Annotated in this window: 25 protein-coding genes and 1 riboswitch; of the genes, 11 read left to right on the top strand and 14 right to left on the bottom strand. The window is 58.3% G+C overall.

Features of this window, described 5'->3' with window-relative positions:
- Positions 1 to 67: 67 nt before the first annotated feature.
- A riboswitch (glycine riboswitch) is annotated at positions 68 to 155 on the bottom strand.
- A gap of 156 nt (positions 156 to 311) precedes the next feature.
- Positions 312 to 701, top strand: a complete 390-nt coding sequence (locus PY308_RS11980) for a hypothetical protein (protein ID WP_275782707.1) — start codon at positions 312 to 314, stop codon at positions 699 to 701.
- Positions 702 to 776: 75 nt separating this feature from the next.
- Positions 777 to 1754 carry a copper chaperone PCu(A)C domain-containing protein gene (locus tag PY308_RS11975; RefSeq protein WP_275782704.1) on the top strand — a complete coding sequence of 326 codons (978 nt, stop codon included), beginning with the start codon at positions 777 to 779 and terminating at the stop codon, positions 1752 to 1754.
- A gap of 55 nt (positions 1755 to 1809) precedes the next feature.
- Here PY308_RS11975 and PY308_RS11970 read toward each other — a convergent pair whose 3' ends face one another.
- Positions 1810 to 2163, bottom strand: coding sequence for a hypothetical protein (locus PY308_RS11970; RefSeq protein ID WP_275782702.1), 354 nt, complete (start codon positions 2161 to 2163; stop codon positions 1810 to 1812).
- A gap of 229 nt (positions 2164 to 2392) precedes the next feature.
- On the opposite strand from PY308_RS11970, the gene PY308_RS11965 reads away from it, so the two are divergent.
- The 3 genes from PY308_RS11965 to PY308_RS11955 all read left to right on the top strand — a co-directional run bounded on the left by PY308_RS11965 (position 2393) and on the right by PY308_RS11955 (position 5446).
- On the top strand, positions 2393 to 3307 hold the full coding sequence (locus PY308_RS11965) for a hypothetical protein (RefSeq protein ID WP_275782699.1): 915 nt from the start codon (positions 2393 to 2395) through the stop codon (positions 3305 to 3307).
- Between the two features lie 251 nt (positions 3308 to 3558).
- Positions 3559 to 4260, top strand: a complete 702-nt coding sequence (locus tag PY308_RS11960) for a L,D-transpeptidase (RefSeq protein WP_275782697.1) — start codon at positions 3559 to 3561, stop codon at positions 4258 to 4260.
- Between the two features lie 142 nt (positions 4261 to 4402).
- Positions 4403 to 5446, top strand: a complete 1044-nt coding sequence (locus tag PY308_RS11955; protein ID WP_275782696.1) for a L,D-transpeptidase family protein — start codon at positions 4403 to 4405, stop codon at positions 5444 to 5446.
- Between the two features lie 35 nt (positions 5447 to 5481).
- Here PY308_RS11955 and PY308_RS11950 read toward each other — a convergent pair whose 3' ends face one another.
- Positions 5482 to 5913, bottom strand: a complete 432-nt coding sequence (locus tag PY308_RS11950) for an SRPBCC family protein (protein WP_275782693.1) — start codon at positions 5911 to 5913, stop codon at positions 5482 to 5484.
- A complete protein-coding gene (locus tag PY308_RS11945; RefSeq protein ID WP_275782690.1) occupies positions 5897 to 6238 on the bottom strand; it encodes an ArsR/SmtB family transcription factor in 342 nt (113 codons plus the stop codon). Before PY308_RS11945 ends, PY308_RS11950 begins: the two co-directional genes overlap by 17 nt.
- A 145-nt stretch (positions 6239 to 6383) precedes the next feature.
- Here PY308_RS11945 and PY308_RS11940 point away from each other — a divergent pair, with 145 nt between their 5' ends.
- Positions 6384 to 6767: a VOC family protein gene (locus PY308_RS11940; RefSeq protein ID WP_275782686.1), complete on the top strand. Its 384-nt coding sequence runs from the start codon at positions 6384 to 6386 to the stop codon at positions 6765 to 6767.
- Positions 6768 to 7211: 444 nt separating this feature from the next.
- Here PY308_RS11940 and PY308_RS11935 read toward each other — a convergent pair whose 3' ends face one another.
- From PY308_RS11935 to PY308_RS11910, 6 genes are all read right to left on the bottom strand, one after another.
- On the bottom strand, positions 7212 to 7877 hold the full coding sequence (locus PY308_RS11935) for a hypothetical protein (RefSeq protein WP_275782684.1): 666 nt from the start codon (positions 7875 to 7877) through the stop codon (positions 7212 to 7214).
- Between the two features lie 480 nt (positions 7878 to 8357).
- Entirely contained in the window at positions 8358 to 10274 is a 1917-nt protein-coding gene (locus PY308_RS11930) for a TniQ family protein (protein ID WP_338051066.1), read from the bottom strand.
- On the bottom strand, positions 10201 to 11253 hold the full coding sequence (locus PY308_RS11925; protein ID WP_275782679.1) for an ATP-binding protein: 1053 nt from the start codon (positions 11251 to 11253) through the stop codon (positions 10201 to 10203). Before PY308_RS11925 ends, PY308_RS11930 begins: the two co-directional genes overlap by 74 nt.
- A 9-nt stretch (positions 11254 to 11262) precedes the next feature.
- Positions 11263 to 13515, bottom strand: a complete 2253-nt coding sequence (locus PY308_RS11920; protein WP_275782677.1) for a TnsB C-terminal domain-containing protein — start codon at positions 13513 to 13515, stop codon at positions 11263 to 11265.
- 14 nt (positions 13516 to 13529) lie between these two features.
- Entirely contained in the window at positions 13530 to 14186 is a 657-nt protein-coding gene (locus PY308_RS11915; RefSeq protein WP_275782675.1) for a hypothetical protein, read from the bottom strand.
- Positions 14187 to 14206: 20 nt separating this feature from the next.
- Entirely contained in the window at positions 14207 to 14377 is a 171-nt protein-coding gene (locus PY308_RS11910) for a hypothetical protein (protein WP_275782674.1), read from the bottom strand.
- A 480-nt stretch (positions 14378 to 14857) separates the two neighbouring features.
- On the opposite strand from PY308_RS11910, the gene PY308_RS11905 reads away from it, so the two are divergent.
- The 3 genes from PY308_RS11905 (at position 14858) to PY308_RS11895 (ending at position 18274) form a co-directional block, all read left to right on the top strand.
- Positions 14858 to 15541, top strand: a complete 684-nt coding sequence (locus PY308_RS11905; RefSeq protein WP_275782672.1) for a hypothetical protein — start codon at positions 14858 to 14860, stop codon at positions 15539 to 15541.
- A gap of 210 nt (positions 15542 to 15751) precedes the next feature.
- Positions 15752 to 17740: a hypothetical protein gene (locus PY308_RS11900; protein ID WP_275782669.1), complete on the top strand. Its 1989-nt coding sequence runs from the start codon at positions 15752 to 15754 to the stop codon at positions 17738 to 17740.
- Positions 17741 to 17746: 6 nt separating this feature from the next.
- Positions 17747 to 18274 carry a ribonuclease H family protein gene (locus PY308_RS11895; protein WP_275782667.1) on the top strand — a complete coding sequence of 176 codons (528 nt, stop codon included), beginning with the start codon at positions 17747 to 17749 and terminating at the stop codon, positions 18272 to 18274.
- Here PY308_RS11895 and PY308_RS11890 read toward each other — a convergent pair.
- A protein-coding gene (locus tag PY308_RS11890) for an IS630 family transposase (protein WP_275782665.1) occupies positions 18275 to 19335 on the bottom strand; the annotation gives its coding sequence in 2 pieces (ribosomal slippage) (positions 18275 to 18843 and positions 18843 to 19335; 1062 coding nt in all). It abuts the gene before it with no gap.
- A 466-nt stretch (positions 19336 to 19801) separates the two neighbouring features.
- Here PY308_RS11890 and PY308_RS11885 point away from each other — a divergent pair.
- Positions 19802 to 20578 (top strand): 8-oxoguanine DNA glycosylase, encoded by a 777-nt coding sequence (locus tag PY308_RS11885; RefSeq protein WP_275782663.1) that lies wholly within the window; start codon positions 19802 to 19804, stop codon positions 20576 to 20578.
- Here PY308_RS11885 and PY308_RS11880 read toward each other — a convergent pair.
- The 4 genes from PY308_RS11880 to PY308_RS11865 form a co-directional block, all read right to left on the bottom strand.
- Positions 20561 to 21088 (bottom strand): nitroreductase family protein, encoded by a 528-nt coding sequence (locus tag PY308_RS11880; RefSeq protein ID WP_275782660.1) that lies wholly within the window; start codon positions 21086 to 21088, stop codon positions 20561 to 20563. The genes PY308_RS11885 and PY308_RS11880 overlap by 18 nt on opposite strands.
- A gap of 151 nt (positions 21089 to 21239) precedes the next feature.
- Positions 21240 to 21845: a 7-cyano-7-deazaguanine synthase gene (locus PY308_RS11875; protein ID WP_275782658.1), complete on the bottom strand. Its 606-nt coding sequence runs from the start codon at positions 21843 to 21845 to the stop codon at positions 21240 to 21242.
- Positions 21833 to 23011, bottom strand: coding sequence for a PfkB family carbohydrate kinase (locus tag PY308_RS11870; RefSeq protein WP_275782656.1), 1179 nt, complete (start codon positions 23009 to 23011; stop codon positions 21833 to 21835). Before PY308_RS11870 ends, PY308_RS11875 begins: the two co-directional genes overlap by 13 nt.
- The gene (locus PY308_RS11865) at positions 23008 to 23151 is read right to left on the bottom strand and encodes a hypothetical protein (protein ID WP_275782653.1); all 144 of its coding nucleotides are present in this window, start codon (positions 23149 to 23151) and stop codon (positions 23008 to 23010) included. Before PY308_RS11865 ends, PY308_RS11870 begins: the two co-directional genes overlap by 4 nt.
- A gap of 416 nt (positions 23152 to 23567) precedes the next feature.
- On the opposite strand from PY308_RS11865, the gene PY308_RS11860 reads away from it, so the two are divergent.
- Positions 23568 to 23945 (top strand): hypothetical protein, encoded by a 378-nt coding sequence (locus PY308_RS11860; RefSeq protein ID WP_275782651.1) that lies wholly within the window; start codon positions 23568 to 23570, stop codon positions 23943 to 23945.
- Positions 23946 to 24028: the final 83 nt, after the last annotated feature.

The following is a 24028-nucleotide window of genomic DNA, read 5'->3' as shown; positions in this document are numbered from 1 at the left end:
CTCTGTCCCTTTGCCTGAGATTGTTATCCCTTCGGCGAGCGGATGCGCTTCTCTCCAGAGTCCTATCGGCACCTTGCTGGTCCTTTGGCCTGAGAGTTTCCGGGGCGGTTGCTCCTTCGGCACCGGCAAAAGCCGGATTCTCCCAACAAGATCGATCTCAGATAACGGCGATCCGGTTTGCTTGGCAAGTGCAAACTGTCGCGTTCGGGCAGATTTTTGTCGCCTTGCTTGCCGGCGACTGGGCCGCGGCAAAACGGACTTTGCATTTTTTGCCGGGACGGGATAACCCGGCCGGGACAAAAGGATGTTTCATGACCAGGACGGGGCAACGGCTGGAGAGGCTAGGGCGAGTGCTTCTTGCGCTTTCGCTGCTTGTTCTGTCCCTTGCCCATCCGAAGGCTTTTGCCACGCCATTGCCGGTCCTCGTCTCGGCGGAGTATGTGCTGCCTGATGGGACGATCGGCGAAATCTGTTTCGGATCGGACGGCGTTGCGGGCCACGATCCGTTGCATGAAAGCCTTGCTCCGGTCTGCGATTATTGCCGGCTGACCGCATCCATCATTCTGCCGTCCCCTCCGCATGACGGTGTTCTCTTCATCCGCGTTCCGGTCTCTGCCGGAGCCGGCCCTGATCGACCCATCTTCCGGGTTGCCGAACGTCGCTGTCTGCCGCAATCGCGAGCGCCTCCGCTGTCCGTCTGAATCGGTAATTCCACATTTCAGATCATTCAGGCCGCCACGCGGTATCGACCGGCATGGCCGGCGCGGAGACACATCATGCAAACCAGAACCACAATTTTCACCACCGTCCTCGTTAGCCTTGCAGCGGCGGGCGGCGCGCAAGCCCATAGCAGTTTCGAAATCGACAGGACGCAAAACGACCGGAGCTTCAAGGCCATCCTGCAGATCCCCCATGGCTGCGACGGCAAAGCCACCACCGAGGTAAGGTTGAAACTGCCTGAGGGTTTCGTCTTCGCCAAGCCGCAGCCGAAAGCCGGCTGGGAGCTTGAGATCATCGAGGGCGACTATGCCAGGAGCTATGACAATCACGGCAAAGCCGTTCGCTCAGGTCTTGTCGAAATCCGCTGGAAGAACGGCAACCTGCCGGATGCCTACTACGACACGTTCGTTGTCGTGGGTAAGTTCTCCGGTTTCGACAAGGAGGCCGCGGTCGCGTTTCCGGTTACGCAACTCTGCGGCGAGACCGAAGTCGCTTGGGACCAGATCGCCGCCGCGGGAGAAGACGCGCACGCACTCGAACACCCGGCACCGACTGTTACCGTGACACCCGCAGCCATGCAGGCGGGGCACGGAGAGCATGCCGGCACAGCCGCTCGTTCGGCGGACGCGGCATCTGTCAAAGCAGGATCTCTGGAGATTTCGGGCGGTACCGTCAAGGCAATGCTGCCGGGCGCCAAGGTCGGCGGCGGCAGTTTTTCGGTGAAAAACGGCGGCAATGTCAATGACCGGCTGGTTTCCGCGGAAAGCCCGGCCGCCGGCAGGGTGGAGCTTCACGAAATGAGCATGCAGAACGATATCATGAAGATGCGCAAGATCGAGGACGGAATTGCCGTACCCGCTGGCGAAACCTTCGATCTGACAGGCGGCGGGCTGCATCTGATGTTCATTGACGTTAAAAAGAGTTTTGCCGAGGGGGACACAGTGCCCGTCATTCTGACTTTCGAGAAGGCCGGGCGCGTGGAATACGCGCTTCCCGTCGGCAATGCCGTTGGCGGCGCACACAGTCATAAATGATTGAAATGCCGTGCGCCGGCGCCGCAGGTGCGTCAGCGCACCCGCAATCCGCTGTCTATTCGTCGACCGTTTCTGTTTCGCCGCCAGCGTCCGGCTCATCCATAGCCGCCTGATCGTCGGAAGAAAATTCCATATAGCGCCGCACCACATCGCCGCGGCTCGCCTGCGGCGGCCGACCATTGGCGCTCATCAGCATCAGCGAGAGGGCTGTCGGACTGCGCAGTGCGGCGATTGCCGTGTGCGTCTGAATGGCTTCGTCCCTGGGCCGCGCCGACAAAAGGGTGATGGCTTCCTCGGTCGGGCCATCGCCACTGATTCGCGCAGACGGCTTCACGGCCTGCGCCGCATAGGCCGCCGTCGTGGCTGACATGGTAACGATCTGGGTCATCGAATGCGCGTGCCCGCTCATGGGCCTCCTTTGACGAAGGGGCGCAGCTTATCCCCGGCGGTTTTCCGCAACGTCAATTCGCGCGCCGGCATTTAAGTCGAATTTTAACGACCGGTTTTTCCGCGCACCGCACCTGTGAGCCAGGCAAAGAATCCTGTTGCTTAATGCAACTTAAGGTAATATAATTCGATCTAATTTAGCCGTGTTCGGGGGTGTTGTGGTGAACGAATATTTGAAAACGAATTCCTTTATGGGAAATGTCATCTTCGGAGGCCTGTTTGTTATTGTCGTGGCCGTTCTGGGGATTGTCGCCTGGAGCTCTTCCGCCTTCGAGAATTTCGGCTACGTCATACCGGTGATATGCCTGTTTGTATCGATTGCCGCTTTCCTCATGTTATTGCTGCATTATTCAGACTCTCTCGGCGTGGATGTCTCCTCCGTGCCCGTCGGTGCCCTGGGGCTTCCGGAGGGGTCGGTCCGCGCATTTCTGGCTATCAGCCTGTTTGCTCTGGTCGCGGTTTTCGGAACATTCATCTATTTCGAATCCGGAAAGGGAACAACCTATCCCATCGTCAGGGTTGTAACTGCAGGTAGTATTGCCGAAGCCAAGGATTTACAAAACCAGGCACCGGCCGGCGTCATGGTCGTCTATGAAAAGAAGGGGACGGAGGCCAATGATCAGACACAGCAGGTGACCTATATTTCCCTGACGGCAGACGAAAGCAGGAACGACATCGCAAAGCAGTTGCTGACGATGATCATGACGCTTTTGACAACGGTGATCGGCTTCTATTTCGGAAGCCGCTCGGGCGAGAGCAGTCCTCTTCCGGCGAGCGCCATGACACTGGTCAAGGATCATCGCCTGGCGATCGCGAAGGCAAAGGCTTTCGGCGATGGTGCTTCGCTTGTCATAAACGCCCAGCTTGACCGAATCGGGAAGCCTGCCGCTGCCGGTGAGGATCAGGCAAAAATCAACAGCGCGATAGCCACTGCCGAAAAACTCAAGGGCAGCATCCAGGGCGAGTTGAAGCTCCTCGTGGATGCCAACGACTTCGCCACCGAACTCGATCTGGATAAAATCAGGGATCAGTTGACCCGGCTGGATGCCGCACAGAAAAAGGTCGCGCAGGTTCAGGCCGAACTCGAAGCTCTGCGCAAGCCGTAATGCGTCTTGGCGATGCAATACCGCTCTTAACTATCCGCGAGGGGTTCCTGCCGGTTCGCGTCGCCTCGACGCGGGCCGCCAGAATGACGGAAACAATCCGCAAGCGGACGAATCTTGGATGACATTTTGTTGAGATGCTTTCATTTCCACGTTAGGACAATGTGGATTCTGGGCGCCGGTTTTCGCATGTGGAGATTCGGTGCCGGATGGTGGGCGCGGCAGGCGTCTCAGGAAAGCGATCGATAGAGCCTATGAACGAACAGACATTGTCGCGCCGCGGTTTTCTCGCGGCGCTCGGGGTATCTGCCGCAGCCATGTCCGGCTGCACCACGGGGCCTCTGCGCGGCGGCCCGGCACCCACGCCAGCCGTGATCCAGAGGCCGGTCGGCCCGCCCTCCGAGACGGAGTTGCAGGTCATGTATGGGCCGGTCGAAGACGGCGGATATGTGATCCCGGCCGTTCCCTATCGCGAGATCGATCCGCAGTTTTACCGTCAGCGCGTTTACGACCGGACGGGGCAAGCGCCGGGCACGGTTGTTGTCGATACGCCGTCGCGCTTCCTCTATGTCGTCGAACCGGGCGGCACGGCGATGCGCTATGGGGTGGGTATCGGTCGCGACGGCTTTGCCTGGCAGGGCGACGGGATCATTCACTGGCGCCAGCCCTGGCCGCGTTGGAAGCCGCCGAACGAGATGGTGGCGCGCCAGCCGCAGCTTGCGAAATATTCGATAGAGAATGGCGGCATGCCGCCGGGTCTCGACAATCCGCTCGGCGCCCGGGCGCTGTATATTTTCCAGAATGGCGAAGACACGCTCTACCGACTTCATGGCAACCCGGAATGGCAGTCGATCGGCAAGGCGGTCTCGTCCGGCTGCGTACGGCTGATGAACCAGGATGTCATCGACCTCTACGAGAGGGTGCCGGCCAAGGCGAAGATCGTCGTCTGGCAATAGAGGCAGGGCAGGCCCAAAGGTGCTGCCGCATGATTAACGATGCGGTAACCGCGTTGAGGGAATTTGCATGGGGGACGCACCGAATGTTTCGATTCGGTGCGTTCGTCCAAACTTTGTCGTGATTCTGATCAATAGAGCATCCATGCGTTTTCCATCAGCCCTTCGCAACGCCGCAACCCCGTCCCGCTGGAAACTTTCCCGGGCGCTGGCCGTGCTTGCACTGGGTGTGGCGCTGTCCGGCTGCATGTCGCTCGACGATCTTTCCGAGGCGCCGCCCAAGCTGACCGGCAAGATGATGGCCGAGATGTCGAAGAAGGGCATGAAGCCGGAAAGCCCGGTTCTCGTGCGCATCTTCAAGCAGGAAAGCGAGCTGGAGGTCTGGAAGGTCGACAGGACAGGCGCCTATGCGCTTCTGAAGACCTATCCGATCTGCCGCTGGTCCGGCGAACTCGGACCGAAAACCAAGACCGGCGACCGGCATGCGCCCGAAGGGTTTTACCATGTCTCCGCTGGCATGCTGAACCCGAACTCGAAGTTCTACGTCTCGTTCAATCTCGGCTATCCCAACAGGCTCGAAAAAGCCAAGGGCTATACGGGCGAGGCCCTGATGGTGCACGGCGCCTGCTCCTCCTCCGGCTGTTATGCCATGACGGATCAGGGTGTCGGCGAAATATATGCGGTCGTCCAGAAGGCGCTGTCGAGCGGTCAGGAGCGGTTTCAGGTCCAGGCCTATCCCTTCCGCATGACGGCCAAGAACATGGCCACCTATCGCGGCAATGAGAATATGAGCTTCTGGCGCACGCTGAAGGAAGGCTATGATGCCTTCGAGGTGACGCGCCGGCAGCCGGCGGTGTCCGTCTGTGGCGGCCGCTATGTCTTCAACCGGACCTTCGAGGGCGGCGAACCCGCCGATCCGCTTGCCGCATGCCCGCCGGCGCAAAGCGCCATCGATACGCAGCTGATGGCCCGCGTCGAAGCCGAAAGCCGCAAGGCCGACGGTGCCGTGACCGGCGATCTGCCGATGAGCAGTTCGATGAATGCCTATGTCGATGGCGGCATGCATCCGAGCTTCAGGGCGCTTTTGAAGCAGAAGGGCGCCAAGCAGCTCGCCGCCAGTATTTCGGCCACGAAATACCCGATCAGCCGCCCGGATGCGGCCTTGGCCGACCCGTTTGACGGGCGGTAACAGGCAGCCCAAGGGGCGAGCGGCCATCTCGGCTTTCAGGCTACACTTCCAGCGAGATTGCCGATGATGGCTGTCCAGCCTTTTTCGTGACCGTCGCGGGCCTCCTCGCTGCGGAATTTGACATGTTTCAGCGTCAGTTCCGTTGTGCCTGCCTCGCGCTCGACGAAATCGATGGTGACGACGCTGTCGGATAAGGAGAAGGGCGATTCCCAGGTGAAGGAGAGGCGGGAATAGGGATCGATCTCCAGATAGGTGCCGGCATGGGGAATTTCCTTGTCCGGCGTGATCATGACGATCGAAAAGCGGCCGCCCTTCACCGGATCCGTGGCGACCCGCGCCGGGGCAGCGCCGCCTGACGGAGGCCCCATGAATTTCGCCAGCTGATCGGGCGAAAGCCAGGCGTTGAAGACCGTTTCGCGCGGGGCGGCAATGGTCCGGCGGACTGTGAGTTCAAGACCGTTCATCATCTTCATCCTTTGATAAGAGTGTGGTTTCCAGCGCCGTCAGGCGCAGGTCCCAGATGGATTTCAGTTGTGTGAACCAGCGTTCCGTCAGCGTCAGCGGCTCAAGCTCGGCCGCGATGAAGTGCTCGCGGCCCAACGTGCGGCGGGTGACAAGTCCTGCCTCTTCCAGCACCTTGATGTGCTTGGAAACGGCATTCAGCGACATGTCGAAATGGGCAGCGACAGCCGTTACCCTCAGGGCCCCCTCCTGTACGAGCAGGGTGAGGATTTTCCGCCGCGTGGTATCGCCGGCGGCCTTCAGGATCTGTGACAGCGCATCTTCGTCCATTTGTTCTCCCTAATGGTTGAATATCGTAGGTATCGCTGATAGTCAACCGTTTGGATGAATATTATTTCGGACATGCGGCTTCTTCAAGCTGGCATTCCCGCGCGACCGGCGGCATGATGGCGCCTTGCCACCGGGGGGATCTGCCATGCGCCACACATTTAGCCTCGACCATGTCGCACTTCTGGTGAGCAATCTCGAGCGCAGCACAGCCTTTTATCGCGACATCATGGGCTTCGAGCTGATCGAACGGGCAGGCAGTCCAAATGTCGCCTGGCTGACCATCGGCGGCATCGACGCGATCCACCTGATCGAGGGTGATGCCAGCACGACGCGGCTGACCAAGGACACGCATTTTGCCCTGAGGGTCGCGGATTTCGACGCTTATGTCGCCGATATCAGGGAAAAGGGCGTGACGTTCTACGATTGGCCGGGGAATTTGGGACAGGTCGGGACAAGAGGCGACGGGGTGCGGCAGGCCTATGTGCAGGACCCGGATGGGTATTGGGTCGAGGTGAATGACAATGGGTGAGGGGGTTCAATGGAGCGCCTGTACGGCCCCCGGAAGCTAACACTCCTCCCGCTTTTGTTTGTCGAGCGCAACCTGAAGCGCAGTTAGGACAACAATCCCCTGAAACGTGTTGAACGTTAATTTCTTAAATGTCTTCACTTTTTTCCAACCAACCCGCCAGTCACTGGCGGGTTGGTCTGGTTGCTACAGCAGCTTCGTTAGCAAGCGCAAACTATCGTCCTTGTCGAATCAGGCAAGAAATGGCCTGGACGCCGCTCCGACCTAGGAAATCCAGGCCCTTCGGCGAGTAGCTTCGAATGCTTGATAATCACCGATGATACTTCTGATCTTTCGAGGCGGCCTATTCGTAGGGCGTCGGGCTCACCTCAAACGTGAGAGCATAGAAAGTCAAGGCATGTTATGAGCCCGCCCCGCCTTACATTTTAACCGTCCATCACGAATCGTTCACGGGGTCGGGGTGTCCGGCGAGTCTCCTTCGACCGCTCCTGGCAGGCCGAATTCCAGCCGCGCGTTTGCAAAGTCTAGATCAAGCACCTCAAGCAATTTCTCGCCGAATGCTGCAGTCTCCTTGGTCGCGTCAGACCACTTAAAAAGACGCCCGTCCTGTAAAGACAGCACAGCAAAATCATCGGGTCGGCCTTCGACCGGATGGCGGTTCGCTACCATGCAAAGAGACGCATTTACCAGGCCAGCGCTCAAAGCTTGGCGTGTGTTCCAAATGTGGACCGCTGTGCGACGGCCGTTCAACTCGATGAGGAAGTTCGGCGTAAACTCAACCTTGAAAAGTCCCTTGGGGCTGCTGAACAGGAAACTCTCGCAAGTCGAGAGGTCGCCGAGGTTCTTCTGTCTCCAGTCGAAGAATTGGCGAATACCGCTAATGGCAGACTCGCGCTCGGCTCTTTTGCCGATCTCAGCCATCGACACCAACGCTTCCTGAAGACCGAGATTTTCGAACGCGATTCGCTGAACGCGTTTCCGAAGGCTTTTATGAAAATCGTACCCGCCCGTGCTTGGACGAAAGCGGTCACGTACAAGGCGTTTCTGCGGCTTGGGATTGGCATTGATCAGTTTAAGAAAGGCGGAAAATCCGAACTTGGGCACTTGGCTCATATTGCTGAATTCCTATGGTCTATTGATCTGAAGTGGCTCCCGCGATCCCTGAACTGCTTCTTGTTTTGTTTGTCTTCCCAGGCAGGGCAAGCCTGCCTGGGTCTTTCATCTCGTAATTACTACCGAAGCTCTGGCCAGTTTCGTTCGTACCGGCCAGAGTTGTGTTTGGTTTGCTCGGCGGCGCTATTTCATTCCCTACGCCCGTCTTTTCTGGATTCGTCCAAACAAATTTCGCAGGGGCATTTAACGCGTGGATTCGACACTGTCCCTCTGTGGAGCGACAAGCAGTTTGACATAAAGCGAGTACCGAGCCCCCGGAAATCAAGGCTTTTCGGAATCGGTTACGACAAGCCGGGTGACACAACGACAGATCGGTTTGACACAACAATCGAGTGGCGTTTGGGAAAATGAGACGGGCGCGAGTTCGCACGTTTTCAATCTGGCGCTAAAAATAACGCCAACTTTCATAAAATGATGATCTTAGGACTTCAGGGGCTCTTGAGCGGCGAATAGGACCGCTACATCCGAACGCCGGTAGAATGATACCCTGATCGTTTCGACGGGAAGGGCAGGCTTGATCGAGTTCGACTTTAAGAGCGATACAAGCTTCGGTCTGGTGATATCACGCTCGGTCATAATTCCATCGAACGAAATGTATTCGGAACGAAAGCGGTCAAGTTCAGCTGGATCAACGACGGTCTGACGCATCCTGGTCACAGGATTCCGCTCGATGCGTGTCACAATACAGCCCTCAGCAACGAGCGCTTTGACCACATACCAGCTGGTCGTCATCGCGATCCTGACCTCGTCAAGTGTCAGGCAGCCGTGATTAGGGAGTCTCGTGTGGAGGGCGATCTCGGATGGATCGAGGAGAAGACCTCGAATACCGTACACTTCTTTGTCTACCCCCACACGCACGAGCTTCCGCTGAATCAAGAGCTTTAAGACTTCGCTTTGCGTGGCGTTCGCCCGTCGTGTCGCGATTTCAAACTGATACAAACCGACGACGTCTACGCACGGATTTTTGGGAAGAAGGCTGTCTAAAAGGTCTCGGATATCAGCTCGCGAGAAAAGCCTGCCAAGCTTAATGGATCGGTTCCGCTCAACCACCGGCACAAGATATTTGTCGTCCATGATGATCTTTTGGGTCGCAATGCCGACACCAAGCAGCCTGCCAGCTTCGAGACCCTTTACCGCGTTTGCGAGCTTCTCTGCTGCAAGTGTCGCGGCGACTTCATCAAAGGTCGTGCCACTTTCTCCGTCTTCAGCGCCGCCTAGAGAACCGCTTGCGAGCAGCAATTTACGCACAACCCGACTATCGCGTCCGTGACGCTCAAGCACCTGGCGGGACGAGATTCGTGAGGTAGCAACCTTTTTGCCGAAGATGACGGTTTCGCTCGTCAGGTTGAGATTCTCAATGGCGAAACTCCGCATGTCGTGCCGAATGCGATCATAGTCTGCTCCGGTTCGCACGCGGGCAAGGTTGCGGTGCAATTGACCATAAATCGCGTTTCCACCGAGCAAGGCCTTACTGCGATCGGCGCTATTGCAATGGAACTCCAGCAGTTGACACCAACCCGCGACACCGCAACTCAGAAATTCGTATCCGAGCTGGGCGGCTTCGTGCCATTCCTGTTCAGAACGCCCAAGGCTGTCATATTCTTTACCGTCGCGAAGCGCCATGCCAGACAGCTCACATAGATCGGCTCCAGCTTGGAGCCCAAGAGAATCTAGGAAGTCTCCGTGCCCCTTAATCCCCGAGAGCCGATCAGTGACAAAGCACTCAAATGCGGTAGGTAGCTGCGCGTGCGACTGTTCCGACACCGCCTGAATTTCTGGTCGCAATCTGTCGAGCAGAAGGCAAAAGTCATGGTTCCAGCGAGCATTCGGAGCGGGACCAGCATCCGCCATCGTCCACTGATGCGTGAGACAAGTACGAATGAAACGGGACGACCAGACTGCCCTACCGTACCTTCTGATATTCGGCCTGGCGGATGTGTCATCAATATCCTGTTCAAGGCACTTAGGGCAAAACCGGAAATTCGTTCGATTGAAATATCTGGGTAAGAAACTTTCCCCCATACACCCGAAGCTATTTCCGCTGCGGACAATCGCCATCCGCGTTAGATCGATCATCGGCATCCGCAACGTTTCTGCCACCATCTGGACCGCATCTGCCTGGCCGTTGATCACATCCTGAGTTTTGAGGCCGATGTCACGACAGAATTCATTCATCGTCCTGCCGTTCGCTGCTGCGACCCGCGAGCACAGGCTCGTTAGCGTCTCTCCGTCGTGATGTTTTGCGGATCGCAGGAGCAAAATCTCAGGCTTTCCTGCGAGATTTCTTTTGAGCGCTCGGGGCGGTGGCACCGACCACCTCAGGACCGAGCGAGCCATCTCGCATCACAGATCGCACAATCGTCCACCATTCAGGGTCATCGAAGACATTGCGCCCGCGCTTGGCTAATCGCATGTAGGCTCGTTTCCAATGTTCGGAGCCTACCGTCCGGTCACCACGGTCGAGACTGTCCTCGATAGCAAACATGACGATTCGGATGATAATACCAAGCCTGTTTCGCCCTGCATGCAGCATCCGTCGTAGAAATTCGTCTGATGGCTCCACCGACAACTCTAGCTCCGCCACGGTCAAATAGTGCCTTACCACCTCGGCCACGAGCTCTCTATGGCCCTCGAACGATAGGTCCGGGAGGTTCCGGACTACTGTCCGCCCCTCCATCTGCTCTTTGGGATCGCGATGCACCACACCTTGTATTTCCGGTAGGCCAGCGACGATGACGTAGATCGGATATCCCTCCTCTTGCAGAAGGTTTTTCAACGTATCGGTTAGATGCTGCACGCCCTTAATCTTAGGGGCGTCGAAAATGTGCTGAAACTCATCGATAAAAACGACCTTGGTTCCGAGCAACTTCATACGCTCCCGAACCCTCCGATACACGGCAGCTTCGCTAAGGTCACTTTTCAGATCATATCCCATCTTGGCCAGCAGCTCGTAGCCGAGTTCACGCATGGTGCAGTCGGTGGGCGCTTTTACCCTTACCAGTGGCAACAGCATGTCGCCATACTGATCCGTCGTCGGCCGCAGCGCCTCAAATTTGTTTAAGTGATGCATGATAGTCGTCGATTTGCCCGCACCAGACTCCCCAGTGATGATGAGGACGTGTCCATCGCGTGTTTTCCGCGAGGCGGCGCGCACCAGAAGTTGAATCTCGCTACCGACGATATCGTCGTTTTCGGTGTTGACGTAGGTAGTTTCGACAGCCTCCATAATCCTCGAGATGCGGGCGTCTTCCGCCGATAACCCCTCGGCCATGGCGCGCATAACGATGTCTTGCGGGCTGAGTCTTTCGTCCGGCATCGCGCGTTCCTACTTCTTGTCGAAAGTCCAACGCCTCGAAGGCGTTTGCGTATCTGGATTGACTGGCGGTGTGTCCATATCAGGCGTCGGCTTGGGCGCAGCCGGGACAGAAGCAAGGTCGTCAGGCGCGGGCCGGATGGCCTGGCGTCCTTCCGGCATCGTGCGATGGACGCTAAGGGGCTTCACAGGTCCGTCTCCCATACCATGGACCAGCCGTTTACGCTTATCCTCGCTCGCGGAAGGTGAGGCCACGTCGTCTTCCGCCGCTTGGGTAGGAGGCTCACCGGGTTTCGGATGGTCTGCCTTGGACCGCTTGGGGGCGACCCATCCGCGGACGAGCTGTCGGTCAATCCGCTCGAAGACCTCCCTCGTCAGCGTAGGATCACCGATTCCGGCATCGGCCATGGCCTTCGTAGAAACGGCCTTTACTTCCGCCATCGTCCGCCTGACCGTTTCCTCGAAAATCTTCGCACGGTCGGCAAACCGCTTGTCCATCGTTCTGAGTACTGTGATCCATTCCGTCGCGGTCACGCCGTCGAAGCCGTCTCTCATACACGGCACTTCGACATAGCCCCGTCCGTCCTGGGTCAGCATTCTCACCGATTTGAGATCGTAGGGATCGACGCGCATCTGTACCGTCGCCCCGCCAAGGAGGTTGCGGAGTTTCTGGAGGGCTTCACTGCCGTAGGGAATGCCGATAAAGACAAGACCATTGTCGCCGATCTTGCGGGAGACCGTAAGCGAGAAAATTTTGGCTAAGTCGTTCCGCGTCGGTGGCGGTTTAACCCTGTACAGCGCGTTCAGACGCGACCAAGCTTCGATCGGCATCTCGTTGTTCAGGCTGGCGTGCGGCGTATGGTGATAGCAGTCGACGATAAGCCGAACCAGGGCTTCTGCCAGCTGATCGAATGTCATCGAGGCGTTGGCGACCGAATTGTAGTTGCCGCGGGCAAGGACGTTGCCAAAGGTCCGCCCGGAGAACAGGTGCATATAGCGGTCGTCCACGGTCTTGAAGAAGCGTTCGATGGTGCCTCGGAGGACGGGGGTTTTCGACGGCGGGAAAAGGTGTCGCCCGGTGGCCATCAGCACGCAGGCGAGAAAGTCGTCGTTCGCGTACGCCGCGCCAGCGTCCGTGGCGACCAGTTCCATGGTCCCGCACATCGGCCATTCGCTGAGCGCGCCCGCCTTCCTCGCATAGTGGTCTTTCGGAAGGAGGGCCATCCGGAGAGTATCGATCGAGTTGCCTGCTTTAGGAGCGTCCTTGAGAAGGCGCATCGCGAGGACCGAACGGGTGGCGTAATCGATCGCGACGGAGATGAAGGGACGCTTCACGCTTCTCAGGATTTTCTTTACGTCGTCGTCCAACGCCTCCCAGATTCCCGTATCCCTGAGGAACACGATGAGGTCGAACACCTTCTCGTCCATCTCCACGCGTTCCAGCGGGCGGGTCGCCTCGATGCCGCCTTGCGAAATCGCCAGCCGCGCCCGTGCTACCTCCACGCCGTTCACGCCAGCTTCAATCCTCAAGCGCTCCAGCTTTTTAATCCGGCGCTGAAAGGTCCGGAGTGTCGGAAGTCGGTACGGGGGGACGTTTGCCTTGTTGGCATGGACCATTTCCTCGTAAAGCGTCTCCGCGGAGGTTTTGTGCCTTGTAGCTTTCTTCTGCGCCCAGTCGCGCAAAAACGCTTCGAGTTCGTAGTTGACGTTCGTCGTGTGCAGATTGGCTCCGGTGTAGTTTTTCACCAGGGCGTTCGGGCTGTGTCCTCGTCTTTCGAACAGGCTGACGATCCGCAGGAACTGTCGCCAGGCGACACGGTTCTTGTCCGTCGCGCTGTTACGGGCCGTGCCGCCGCGTCCCTTTCTGACTCCTTCCTCGATCGCGTCGAACTCGGCGAAGAACTCGTTGACGCAATCCTCTGACCGCTTCCAGCGGCCGTTCCTGATGCCATCCAGGAACATGTGGATCATCCGCATTCGGTAGACCACATCGGGAGATAAGTCCGGGGTATCCAAGGCATACTTGAGGGCTCGCGAATTCATCGCGTCGGTGCCAAAGTAGCCTTTGTCGACTTCGATCACGCCCCTAAGGATGTGTTCGCTGGTCTGCCAATGCTCGAACTCATAGCGACCGCTGCCGTTTACCTCGGAGAGAACGTAGCCCCACTCATATGGCTCCGCTCTGAAAAACCTGCCGACGAAAGTGACCCGGTCGTCCGGCTCGATTGAGAAGGTCGTTTCCGGTCTTCTATCAGTTCCGCTCACATGACCCCCATGCACTACTTTTTGACCCGCACCCACGAGATATGGTTCAGCCGCGTGTTCTCCGGATCGGGACAGTCATGAACGAGCACGCCGTCGTCGATGAGGTTCCACAAGGCACTCCATCCGAGGCCGAGGTCGCCGAACTCCTGGAGGAGCCGGAAAACCTGCACTACCGATGGCCCGTTCACGACCAGCTCGGTCATCCGTGAAACGTCACGGTTGTTCCTGAGGTCGCGCGCACGCAAGATGGCACACGCCCGGTAAACAAGACCTTCCGTCACGACCGTTTCGTCAATGATTTCGATGCCATGCGCATGAACGCCGATAATCTGGTCGCGCATGAGCTCGACGTCCATCTTGAGGCGTCCGGCCTTGTCTAGTTCCGACGGGCGGACGGGATAGAGCATGACGAGCCCGTTGACATACGTCGCGCGGGTATCCACGTATTGGACGGTCGGGCCGGTTTCCCTCTCGAACTCCATCATTACCTGGGTTTCGATGTCGACGACATTCCTGTTCGCCATCAGGGACAAGACAAGATTGGCCTCCAGCAGACTTTCGCACCGCAGGAATTGGTTACGCTGCTTATCGTGGATGGAGACACGGCAATTCGTGCTCGACTTGAGCGCGACATCGCGATCGACGGAGCGCCATGACGGCAAGGCATGCACTACGAATCCGGCCTGCTCCTCTACAGAGCGCCCGGCCGTGTTATCGCCGAGCTCCTTTCGGTGGTATCGCCCTCGATCTCGCTGGTGTCGGGCTCGCCGAACAGTGTCTCATGGTGAAACTCGATCGCGAGCGGGTCCCAGCCATGACGAAGGCTATGAAGATAGTCGATGGCAATCGCGGCGTTTCTCATATTCATCTCCACACGAAAGAAACGGTCGGCAAAAGCCGACGCCCATGGCCTATGCCGTGAGTATCGTGTGGTAATGGGGGAACGCGGAGACTAGGGGAGACATGCGCCCGACCGGACAGGTCGATCGCGCGCCTTCATGTTTTTCATTGCCTTGAAAGAAACGATACATGGAGCCCTCTGCGGCCTGTGACACACCTGCGACATATAGACAGTAGACGCTGCCGGACCGATGTCCGCCGCGTTCGTTACCTTGTCTGTATGCCTATCGTGCGCATGCCGGGCTCCGTCGTTCAGAGGCGGAGTTATGCCCATATTCCAAGGCATTTGGCCAGTACCGCGACATGCGCCATGTGCACGGAAACGGGACATTCCAGTAAGATGGTTAACGGTCGGCCGGACATTCCCATCCTGGCACAGTGCCGCTGGCTGGTTGGTTGCGCCGCCGCGTGTTCCGATTTCCCCAACCTGGGAAAACGCGTCATGTCATTCAGATTGAAGCCATATCTCATCGGCGCGCTTTCGGACGCGATCCGGCAGAGGCACGAGTTGCTGTCGGCGCGCGCAGACTCGGCAAGCTGCAGAACCTCTGGTCACGCGTCGATCTTGCGCAATTCGCTGATCCGGGAGGACATGGGCTTTCCCTCGGAAGAGGCGAGGGTGAGGCTTGGACTGGCGCACGAGATCGCGGTCACCACGTTCGAGGAATGGTGGCGGCGAGGGCGCAGGGTTCTCGGGCCAGGCGAGCGCGACATCGCTGACATCGGCTCCGGACCGCATTTCATGCCGTTGGACCAGAAGGCGGGTCCATATGTCCGCGCCGACATGGGGGTGCTCGAAGGGGCATTCATCACGAGCGCGCCGCGTGATGGCGAACGCCAGTGGACGTTGATCCTTCTCCTCGCACATGAACTCGAAAGGGACCTCGGCGTCATGACGCTGGCGGACCTCTATCGCCATCAGGCCGGGATGGTCGTCACGACCTGGAATTCCGACGGGGATTTCCCGGAGGTCACGTTCGTCGGCAGCGGAGCCGGATTCGACGATAGCATGGCGGTCGCTGCACTGGATGACGTCTGGGCTAATTTCCGGCAGCTGCTTGACGGTGCCGTGCCAGGGTTCTCCGGCGGCCACGTTGCATATGGACGTTCACAGCGGCACCTGTAGCCATCTTGCACGGACGAAGACCGCAGGCGTCCGTCGTATCGGCCGACCACAATTCAAAGTGCTAAGCACCGGACATGAGCGCAGCACGAACTGCGTTTTAACCGCGACGTAGGGGACCCCGTAGACCGAACGGGACGGTTATTTTGGCCGTTGGAGACTTGTTCGTGTGGATGACCCCTCACTTGATAACGGCTCATGCCGTCGCGGGACATGGCCAAAAATCTCGCCTTCGGCGATGATGGTCGTACGGCGATTCCCGCGGATTGCGCGGTGAATTGGATCGCGGAGATGAAGATGATGTGGAGTCGGAAGACAAGCGAGAAGGCAGGCAATTCCGAACCCGAGCAGGGCGGTATGGTGCGTGAACTGGCACACCCGCCGACGACGTCGATCGAGGACTATCTGAGTTATTACATAGGTCTCGATGCTCCCGGCTACGCTGTCTTAGTGACGGGAGATTGGGGCAGCGGAAAGACTTTCCAGGTTCGCCGTGTGCTGCCGGATACCCACGCCTACTATGTGAGCCTCTTCGGCCTGAACTCTGCCGAAGAGGTCGAGACCCTTGTCTTCTCGAAGATGTTTCCCAAGGCGTCCGCGGTGAAAAAGATCGCCGACAAGGTGGGGACGTTGAACGTGGCTGCGCCGAATGTGGGAACCCTTGGTATCGCAGGGTTGGCAACCCTCATCACGAATAGCTTCATCAAGGAGGAGGTCGATACCTCGAAACCCATCGTGTTCGATGATCTTGAGCGGTCTCCTGTCGACAAGGCAAGATTGCTAGGGGTTATTAACCGCTACGTCGAACACCACGGATGTCGGGTGATTGTAATCGCGCATGACGATAAGCTAGTCGGTGAATTCAACGACGCGAAGGAAAAGGTTTTCGGGCAGACCCTGCGCGTCAAGCCGGACGTCGCTGCGGCCTTCTCCCGGTTTCTGGCGGAGTTTTCGGCGGCGCGCGGGACGAAGTTCATCGACGATCTGAACGGAGACATCTTTGCCGTCTTCGAGCAGTCCGGCGCGAAGTCACTTCGTCTGCTGAGACATCTGGTGGAAGATACCGGGCGGCTGATTTTCTCTCTCGAAGACCGTCACCGCGAGCATATCGCCGCGACGACTGAGATTGTCAGACTGTTCGCGGCGCTTGCGCTCGAAGTCCGCATGAACAGGCTCCAAAAGGAAGACCTCGTAAATCGCGAACTGGCGATCTATTCGCATGGATATGTGTTGCCCGGACAAGACCCGGCAACCCGAGTCACGCCGCCGATCGTGCTATCGAACGATCGGTACTCGCTGGTTAAGCTTACGAGTACGGTCCTTGAGGATAGCGTGCTTCAAGACATGTTGTTCGCGGGACGCTACGATCAGGCCGACATTCGTGCCTCGGTCGATCGGAGCCGCTATTTTTTCACTGGAACTTCTGAGCCCTGGCAGCGGGTGATCAACTTCGGGTTTGCCGAAGACGACGTCGTCGACGAGGCGCTTCATCAGATGAACGAACAATTCGACAGGCGGCAGGTCATCGACTCGGGCGACATGCTCCACATTTTCGCGCTCAGGCTCATGATGGCGGAGAACGGGGTAGTAGGAATCAGCATTGAAGACACGGTGTCCGAGTGCAAGGCTTACATCGACGATCTTCTGGCCGCAGGTCGGTTGCCGCCGCGCACGCGAGGTCCGCGATGGTTCGATGACTTCAGAAGCGCGTACCGTGGAATAGGATACTGGGTGACGAACGAGAGGCGGGCGGACTTCTCGGAGATATTCAATCACCTTCTCCAATCCCGGGTCAGGGCCTCCGAGATTTCATTCCCCGATATCGTTCCGGACCTGCTTGAAACGGTTAGAACCAACGGACTCACCTTCTTCGAGCGGGTTTGTCATACGAATCATGCTCAGCTGGAGTTCGACGACATTCCGGTCCTTGCGGCAATACCGCCCGAGGAATTCGTCACTGCATTCGTGGCATCTCCTAAGGCAGGCTGGCATTGGATATGTTCGGCCCTCAAAGAGAGGAACAGGGCAATCGCACACTATCCTTCTCTGCATGCCGAAGGTGATTGGCTGATCAGGGTGATCGATCTGCTAGCTGTCGAGGCGACCGGAATGCGGGGCCTCGCTCGCGTTCGGTTACTGAGGGCAATAGCCGAAATCGGTGTCCCTCGGTCTGTCGAGCTCGATGCCGAAGATGCGGGATGACATTTCGTGAGTGCTGAAACGATTTCGCGTGGTTCCAGATTGATCGAGATTTACACCGATGGATCGTTCGACGCCAAGGCGCGTTTCGGCGGATGGGGCTTCGTCTCCTATGAGGGAGGACGCGAAGTCCACAGCGATAGCGGTGGGCACCCCGGGAAAACGAACAACAGGTTCGAAATCCTTGCCGTCATGCACGCGTCGGTCTGGGCGACTTCGAATTTTCCGCATGCCCCGCTGCTCATATGGACGGACTCTCTGTATGTGATGCAGGGCTTCCATCGATGGCTCCCGATCTGGCGCAATAATGGTTGGAGGAAGATCGATCCCAACAACAGCCACAGACGGAGACCGTCCCCCGACGCAGACGTCTGGCAGAGGCTGGACGGACTGATCGCGCGCGGGTGTGGTATCAGGATCGAATGGTGCAAGGCCCACTCGGGTGACGTTGCGAACGAGCAGGTGGATATTCTTGCAAATGCGAGCCGCATGTCGCAATGGCAAATGGCTCGCCAGCCTTATACCAACCGTCACTGATTAGAACCCTTGCGCCCATTTGCGTCGGCCGATTGACATGATCTTCCATGGTCGTTGCTGGAGGGTTCTCCAAGCGTAGCAGCAGTGGTCGACGATATCCTCGTAGGATTTGAAGACTCGGTTTGAGAGCCAGTTGTCCCTCATGAACTGCCAGATGTTTTCGACCGGGTTCAACTCGGGCGATTTGGGCGGCAGTGGCAGGATGGTGATGTTTTCTGGAACGACGAGATTGTTGGACATGTGCCATCCGGCCTGATCCATGATGAGGACGGCGTGTGCATGAACGGCGACGTTGCGGGATATCTCGATCAGGTGCTGGTTCATGGCATGGGTGTCGCACCACGGCATGACGAGAGCGGCGGCCTTGCCGTGCTTGGGACAGATGGCACCGAAGATATAGGCCGATCGGGTTCGCTGGTCGTGCGGCGCGGACGGCCTTGAGCCCCGCTTGGCCCAACGACGCGTGATCTTGTTCTTCTGGCCTATCCGGGCTTCGTCCTGGAACCAGATTTCGATTACTTTGCCCTTGGCGGGACCTGCGGCGATTTCTGCCACAGCGGCGGGGAAGTTTTTTTAAATGCCTCGGCCGCCTCGGCATCCTGCGCATGATGTCTTGGGCGAGCCGAGAGCTTGCGATAGCCCATGGCACGCACTTCGCGGCCCAGGGTCTCCTCGCTCACCGAGATGCGGAACTCTTCCCAAATCCATTGCGCCAGATCACACAGACGCCAGCGAACGACTCCATCCAGATACGGGGTCGGTCCGCGCTCTATGGCTTGCGCCAAAGCCGTTCGCTGTTCATCGTTCAGGAGAGAAGGTTTGCCCGGGGCCTTGCCGTTGATAAGGCCGGCGGGACCGCGTTCATTGAAGCGCACCACCCAGTCGCGCACGATCTGAACCGTCACACTGCCAAGCCGGGCGGCATCGGCGCGTGAGCCGCCATCATAGATCGATGCAAGTGCCAGAAGCCGCCGTGCCTGATCGGCATCGCGTGTCTGCCGAGCCAGAAGCCGCAACCTGGCTCCGTCGAAGTCCGATCGCAAAGAAATCGCTGAACCCATCACAAACCTCCAGTTTGCATCACAGATTCAGATTCGTTGGCTGCTGGGAATCCCCTTCAGAGTCATGCTCACTGACGGTTGGTATTAGTCTAAACAGGCCCACGCGAAACTTCGAAGGATACCCTGAGGGCCATGCTTTCAGCAATACGGCGAATTGCTTGAATTTCGCCCAGATGATCGACTCGCGCTGACCTAAGAGTTCGTTGTGAAGGTAGCGTCAGATAGACGCTGCGCCGCCGAGGACGACGCCAGGTCGAGGCGCTCGAAATGGTAACTCATACTTTGGCCATCGGCATGGTGATGCTCCGCCGGCTATTGTCCCTCCCATTGTTCGAGCGATCATTAATTTCGGTCGAACCGCACGCGCAAGCCTCCTGTGGTTATCTTGGATAACAGGGCACGCACCTTCGTTTTTCGTGGACGGAAAAGCTGGTCGGTGCTCTAGGGGCGGCCGCAAGAGGGCAACATGCAGCGGTTTTGGGTTAACATCGACGGATTGATCGAGGAGCACAGCCTCCCGGAGGGCGGCTCTGAGGTCGTGCCGGGAGTATTCTGGGGAGGCCCGGACGAACTCTTCACCCCCGCTTTCTGGAAATACCAGTCCGAAGCCCAGGCCAGACGAAATCGGTATCGCGATCACCGCCTGGGGGAAAGCCTGCTGGAGGAGATCGCCGTCTGCCTGCTTGGCGGCTACGGGATTCCGGCCGAGATGGGCATGGTCGCCTTTCGCCGCCTGCGCGCGGACGGGCTGCTGAACGGTGATGCCAGCGAGCAGGACATACTCGAACGCCTGATCGACCCGTTCGACATCGACGGGCGGCAACGACGCTACCGCTTCGCCAGCCAGAAAGCTTCATACCTGTCCCGTTCGCTTTCGATGGCGCGGGATTTCTCGGTCGATGTTTCGGAACGACACCTCAGGGGGCAACTCCTTGGCCTCCCCGGGATCGGTCCCAAGACGGCCTCGTGGGTGGTTCGCAATCATCTGGATTCCGACGACGTCGCGATCATCGACGTCCATCTTCATCGCGCGTGCGTCATGATGAAGGTGTTCGAAGCGGACTCCGACCCTGCCAAGGACTATTTCGGTCTTGAGGACCTCTTCCTCAAATTCGCGCGGGCGATCCAGGTTCGTGCCAGCGTCCTTGACGCCGTCATCTGGGATTTCATGAGACGCATAGGACCGACTGCAAGGTCGACGAGGATCGTGCCCCGGGCCGATCAGCTACGGCTGGCCCTCTGAAGACGCCACCCCACGCACTCGCCGCCCTATCGCGGCCACACCGACACCCAGAAATCGATGGCCGCTCGGTAGCAGCCCGTCGGCCGCTTCCTGGCCGAGGATGCCTAGAGGACAGAAACCAAGACCGAATGCCTCGCTGACAAGTGCCAGCGTCTGGAGGACGGCTCCCGCATCGCGCCACAACAGGGATTCGTGGTTCGAATAGACCGTCGACACGGATTCGGTGTCCGCCAACAGCGCCAGAAAGTGTGTGGCTGCTGACGGTAAAACGGAAGCGCTCTTCCGCGAGAGGGCTTCGATCGCCGATGGATCACGGGCTTCGACACCGAAGACGGCATCCGTCTCGTCATCGTAGACGAATGCGCGGTTGTCCTTTCCAACGATGACGCATTTGATCGGGTGTAGCGCGCCTGCCGAGACGACCCGCTTCTTCTTCCGTCCGGCGCGCTGTCCGGCCCCGATGAAATCCGCTTTGAGCGCCTCGCGGACAACGGAAGCTACCTCGGTCATCGGAGCCATGGTCAGGTGACGCGAGGAGCGCCTCGATCCAAGGAGTTGTATGAAATCACGGTCTGGAAGCCCGAGGTATGGGATGTCGATCCGCGTCGGCGCGAGCCATGGCATTCCGGACAACGGCGGCGCGGACCCGGTGGGATACGGATCAGTATGGCTCAATCCCGATCGCCTTCATGGTGAGGTAGTGTTTCTGGCATCCTCTGCAGTGCCCGCACGCGTAGTCGCTTTTGTGGCAGGAGTGCGCCCAGGCCAGGATGTCCATCGGGATGCCCGAGACCCTCACGAGTTCCTCTGCCGAGTAGGCCGCCGCCGGGGCTTCAAGCTCGAGGCCGCCTTCCTGCATCGCAAGCAGCGCGCTTAGGGCGTCCACGAACTCCTGTCGGCCGTCGGCATGGAAGCCGTCCGTTCGGAGCGCGCCGATCTCGAGTACGCCGATCCCGTGCTTGATGCATTCCATCGCGGCGATCGTGACCAGCATCTGGTTCCGATAGGGCCACCACTCGCTCGCGGGTGCGTGGGGATCGGCGTCTTTACCCGCGAGATCGCCGCTGCCGAGCGCCGAAAGGTCGCATCGAATGATCCGATGTTCGATGTCGAGCGTCTTGCTTATGGCAGTCGCCGCCCTTATCTCGCCTTCACCCGCCTTGTGACCGTAGTCAATTGTAATGGCGAGGTCTGGCTTGCGCCAATATGCGATCGACGTCGAGTCCATGCCTCCGGACAGCAAAAGCGCGCGCTTCATGTTCGCCATGCAATCTGAAAAAGGGCGCTGACGTAGTCTTCGTGCAGGTACGCGTCCGACCCGCGGGGTAACTTGAGGTCGACATCCCGCATGTTCTGCGCGACGCAGAAAACGGGTTTCCCAAGAGCCCGGGCATAACCGACTTCGAACACGGTTCCCGGGCTGCTGCCGTTGAGGATAGCGAAGACCGCATCACATTGCTGGATGGCGGCGAGGTCTTGTTTTACCACGACGTCCGCAGTGCCGGGGCCGATGTCGTGGATTGGGCTGAACACGCTCATCCCCAATCCTTTTAACTGCTCGCGCGCGTCGTCGATCATCATACGCTGCCCCAGCTCCCGAAAAGGTCCTGCGAGGTAGATGTTCCCGCCCGATTTCGCCACGGGCGACCGCGGCGTCGGTTCAGACGCCATCGATTTGAAAGCGGGCAGGCGGCTCTCCACGTAATCAGCCGTCGATCGACTGGCGAACTCCGCCGAACTGGCAGGAGTCATGCCGTGGATCGCCCAGGAAAGTGCGAATGCGGCGACGAAAACGTCGCCCGAGCCGATACTGAACACGTTCTGTGTCAAGTAGGCCGGGACATGGGAAGACCGTTCCCTTTCGTAGACAGTCGCGCCGTTGATGCCGTCCTTTACTACGACCACTTCGGCCTTCTCGGAGGAGAACATCGTCCTGACCGCCTCGTCGACGGACTGCGCGCGTGCAAGGCTGAGAATTTCGCTGCGGTTTGCGATGATGGCCAAATGGGTTGCTGTCGACCCCGAACTCGAGAAGGCTATCGGATCGAACGCGGACTGCGGATCGTAGACCACGTGAACCCCCGAGACCCTGGGGTCGGCTTCCAGCATTCCGAATTTCACGATGACATCTCCGGAAACCGCAGGCATCGACACTCTCGGGATGGGCTCTGGAGAGATTTTCGGTACTGAAAGGCTGTGCAGGTATTCGAAGGCTATGGGCCTTTCCCGAGCGGAGAGCGTGAGGTCGATATCGGCGAACACTGCCTGAGCTGTTCGGACCTCGCTTTCCGACAGAGCGCCGTGCAAGCGAATGACGTCTACATGTCCCGACAAGGCGACGGCAGCTCTCCCCGCCGACCCGTAAAGCTGGTCCCAATACGGAAACGCGCACCGCTCCCGATAGATGCCACCTACAACATCGATATCGGTCATATCGGATAGACTTCGACCGTTATCGCGCCGCCGTTCATCTGGATTACCCGGGCCATATACTGCTGCCCGCGATTGATGCATTCGATGATGTCTGCAAGGCGGGCGGAAGTAATGGAACCTGCGATGTCTGTGCCGTTCATAGCGACCACGCGAGGTCCTGATATCGATATCGCCAAGGTGCTGCCTTCCACTAGCGAACTCGTGACCGCGCTGTTTGGCGACGCGAGGATTGTGACCTCCGTGAACATGCATGGGTTCGAGGCTCCACCGCCGTCGCCTTGTCCCGAGCCTCCCGTCTTGCTGACTGATGAGGCAGGCCGCCATTCGTTTTTGTCGTTCTCGGTGTTACTGGGTCCGCCTGGGCCAGACATCTGATCGCTCCCGTTACGCGTGCAAGCCACAATATTGCGGCCGTTGTCCCAGTCAATCGTCATTGGCTATATTGTTCCGTTTACCCAATCAATCATGGCTCGCGGAAACTGCAAGCGATAACATCCGGTTAGCTTCTCTCGAACAGACCTGCACGAATACTATAAGCCTATACGGCGGGTATTCCATGCAAAGTGCACTTCTCCAAGATGACGTCGACTTCCTCTCAGCTGCTTATTTTCGCGAGATCGAAGCGATCGACAACATCGTGATCAAGTTCTCGCAAGAGCTGCTTGGAGACGACGGCGACCCAATTGTCGAATTTAACTTCGGCTGTGGTGTCGATCGTATCGAGTGGAACGATCATGATTTCTCGCACATGGAAATCGCGCCCCCGGTTGTTATCTCGCTGAACTTCGAGGAACTGGGCAAGATGCGCTTTAATGCTCTGACACCGAAAGGGGTGCAGGGGCTTCTGTTCCGCGGCCGATATCGCCGCCGTATTACGGAAGAGCTCAAGCCCCCTCTTCGTTTCGAACGCAAGCGGGTGGCCGAGGGCGGCTAGGAGTCAGAAACATACATTCCGGAGATCAAGAAACACATGGACAAGGTCAAATGGGCGATCCTGGCCAGCTTCCGGGAAGCTGC

The sequence above is a fragment of the Pararhizobium gei genome, assembly GCF_029223885.1.
In the GTDB taxonomy this organism is placed as follows: Bacteria; Pseudomonadota; Alphaproteobacteria; order Rhizobiales; family Rhizobiaceae; genus Pararhizobium; species Pararhizobium gei.
Note: the sequence above shows the minus strand (reverse complement) of the source record. Positions and strands in the feature narration are given on the sequence as shown.

What these genes read in the sequence shown, in the direction of transcription:
- PY308_RS11980 (WP_275782707.1), top strand. Translation starts at nt 312, where the DNA reads ATGACCAGGACGGGGCAACGGCTGGAGAGGCTAGGGCGAGTGCTTCTT.
- PY308_RS11975 (WP_275782704.1), top strand. Translation starts at nt 777, where the DNA reads ATGCAAACCAGAACCACAATTTTCACCACCGTCCTCGTTAGCCTTGCA.
- PY308_RS11970 (WP_275782702.1), bottom strand. Translation starts at nt 2,163, where the DNA reads ATGAGCGGGCACGCGCATTCGATGACCCAGATCGTTACCATGTCAGCC.
- PY308_RS11965 (WP_275782699.1), top strand. Translation starts at nt 2,393, where the DNA reads ATGGGAAATGTCATCTTCGGAGGCCTGTTTGTTATTGTCGTGGCCGTT.
- PY308_RS11960 (WP_275782697.1), top strand. Translation starts at nt 3,559, where the DNA reads ATGAACGAACAGACATTGTCGCGCCGCGGTTTTCTCGCGGCGCTCGGG.
- PY308_RS11955 (WP_275782696.1), top strand. Translation starts at nt 4,403, where the DNA reads ATGCGTTTTCCATCAGCCCTTCGCAACGCCGCAACCCCGTCCCGCTGG.
- PY308_RS11950 (WP_275782693.1), bottom strand. Translation starts at nt 5,913, where the DNA reads ATGATGAACGGTCTTGAACTCACAGTCCGCCGGACCATTGCCGCCCCG.
- PY308_RS11945 (WP_275782690.1), bottom strand. Translation starts at nt 6,238, where the DNA reads ATGGACGAAGATGCGCTGTCACAGATCCTGAAGGCCGCCGGCGATACC.
- PY308_RS11940 (WP_275782686.1), top strand. Translation starts at nt 6,384, where the DNA reads ATGCGCCACACATTTAGCCTCGACCATGTCGCACTTCTGGTGAGCAAT.
- PY308_RS11935 (WP_275782684.1), bottom strand. Translation starts at nt 7,877, where the DNA reads ATGAGCCAAGTGCCCAAGTTCGGATTTTCCGCCTTTCTTAAACTGATC.
- PY308_RS11930 (WP_338051066.1), bottom strand. Translation starts at nt 10,274, where the DNA reads ATGGCTCGCTCGGTCCTGAGGTGGTCGGTGCCACCGCCCCGAGCGCTC.
- PY308_RS11925 (WP_275782679.1), bottom strand. Translation starts at nt 11,253, where the DNA reads ATGCCGGACGAAAGACTCAGCCCGCAAGACATCGTTATGCGCGCCATG.
- PY308_RS11910 (WP_275782674.1), bottom strand. Translation starts at nt 14,377, where the DNA reads ATGAGAAACGCCGCGATTGCCATCGACTATCTTCATAGCCTTCGTCAT.
- PY308_RS11905 (WP_275782672.1), top strand. Translation starts at nt 14,858, where the DNA reads ATGTCATTCAGATTGAAGCCATATCTCATCGGCGCGCTTTCGGACGCG.
- PY308_RS11900 (WP_275782669.1), top strand. Translation starts at nt 15,752, where the DNA reads ATGGCCAAAAATCTCGCCTTCGGCGATGATGGTCGTACGGCGATTCCC.
- PY308_RS11885 (WP_275782663.1), top strand. Translation starts at nt 19,802, where the DNA reads ATGCAGCGGTTTTGGGTTAACATCGACGGATTGATCGAGGAGCACAGC.
- PY308_RS11880 (WP_275782660.1), bottom strand. Translation starts at nt 21,088, where the DNA reads ATGACCGAGGTAGCTTCCGTTGTCCGCGAGGCGCTCAAAGCGGATTTC.
- PY308_RS11875 (WP_275782658.1), bottom strand. Translation starts at nt 21,845, where the DNA reads ATGGCGAACATGAAGCGCGCGCTTTTGCTGTCCGGAGGCATGGACTCG.
- PY308_RS11870 (WP_275782656.1), bottom strand. Translation starts at nt 23,011, where the DNA reads ATGACCGATATCGATGTTGTAGGTGGCATCTATCGGGAGCGGTGCGCG.
- PY308_RS11865 (WP_275782653.1), bottom strand. Translation starts at nt 23,151, where the DNA reads ATGAACGGCACAGACATCGCAGGTTCCATTACTTCCGCCCGCCTTGCA.
- PY308_RS11860 (WP_275782651.1), top strand. Translation starts at nt 23,568, where the DNA reads ATGCAAAGTGCACTTCTCCAAGATGACGTCGACTTCCTCTCAGCTGCT.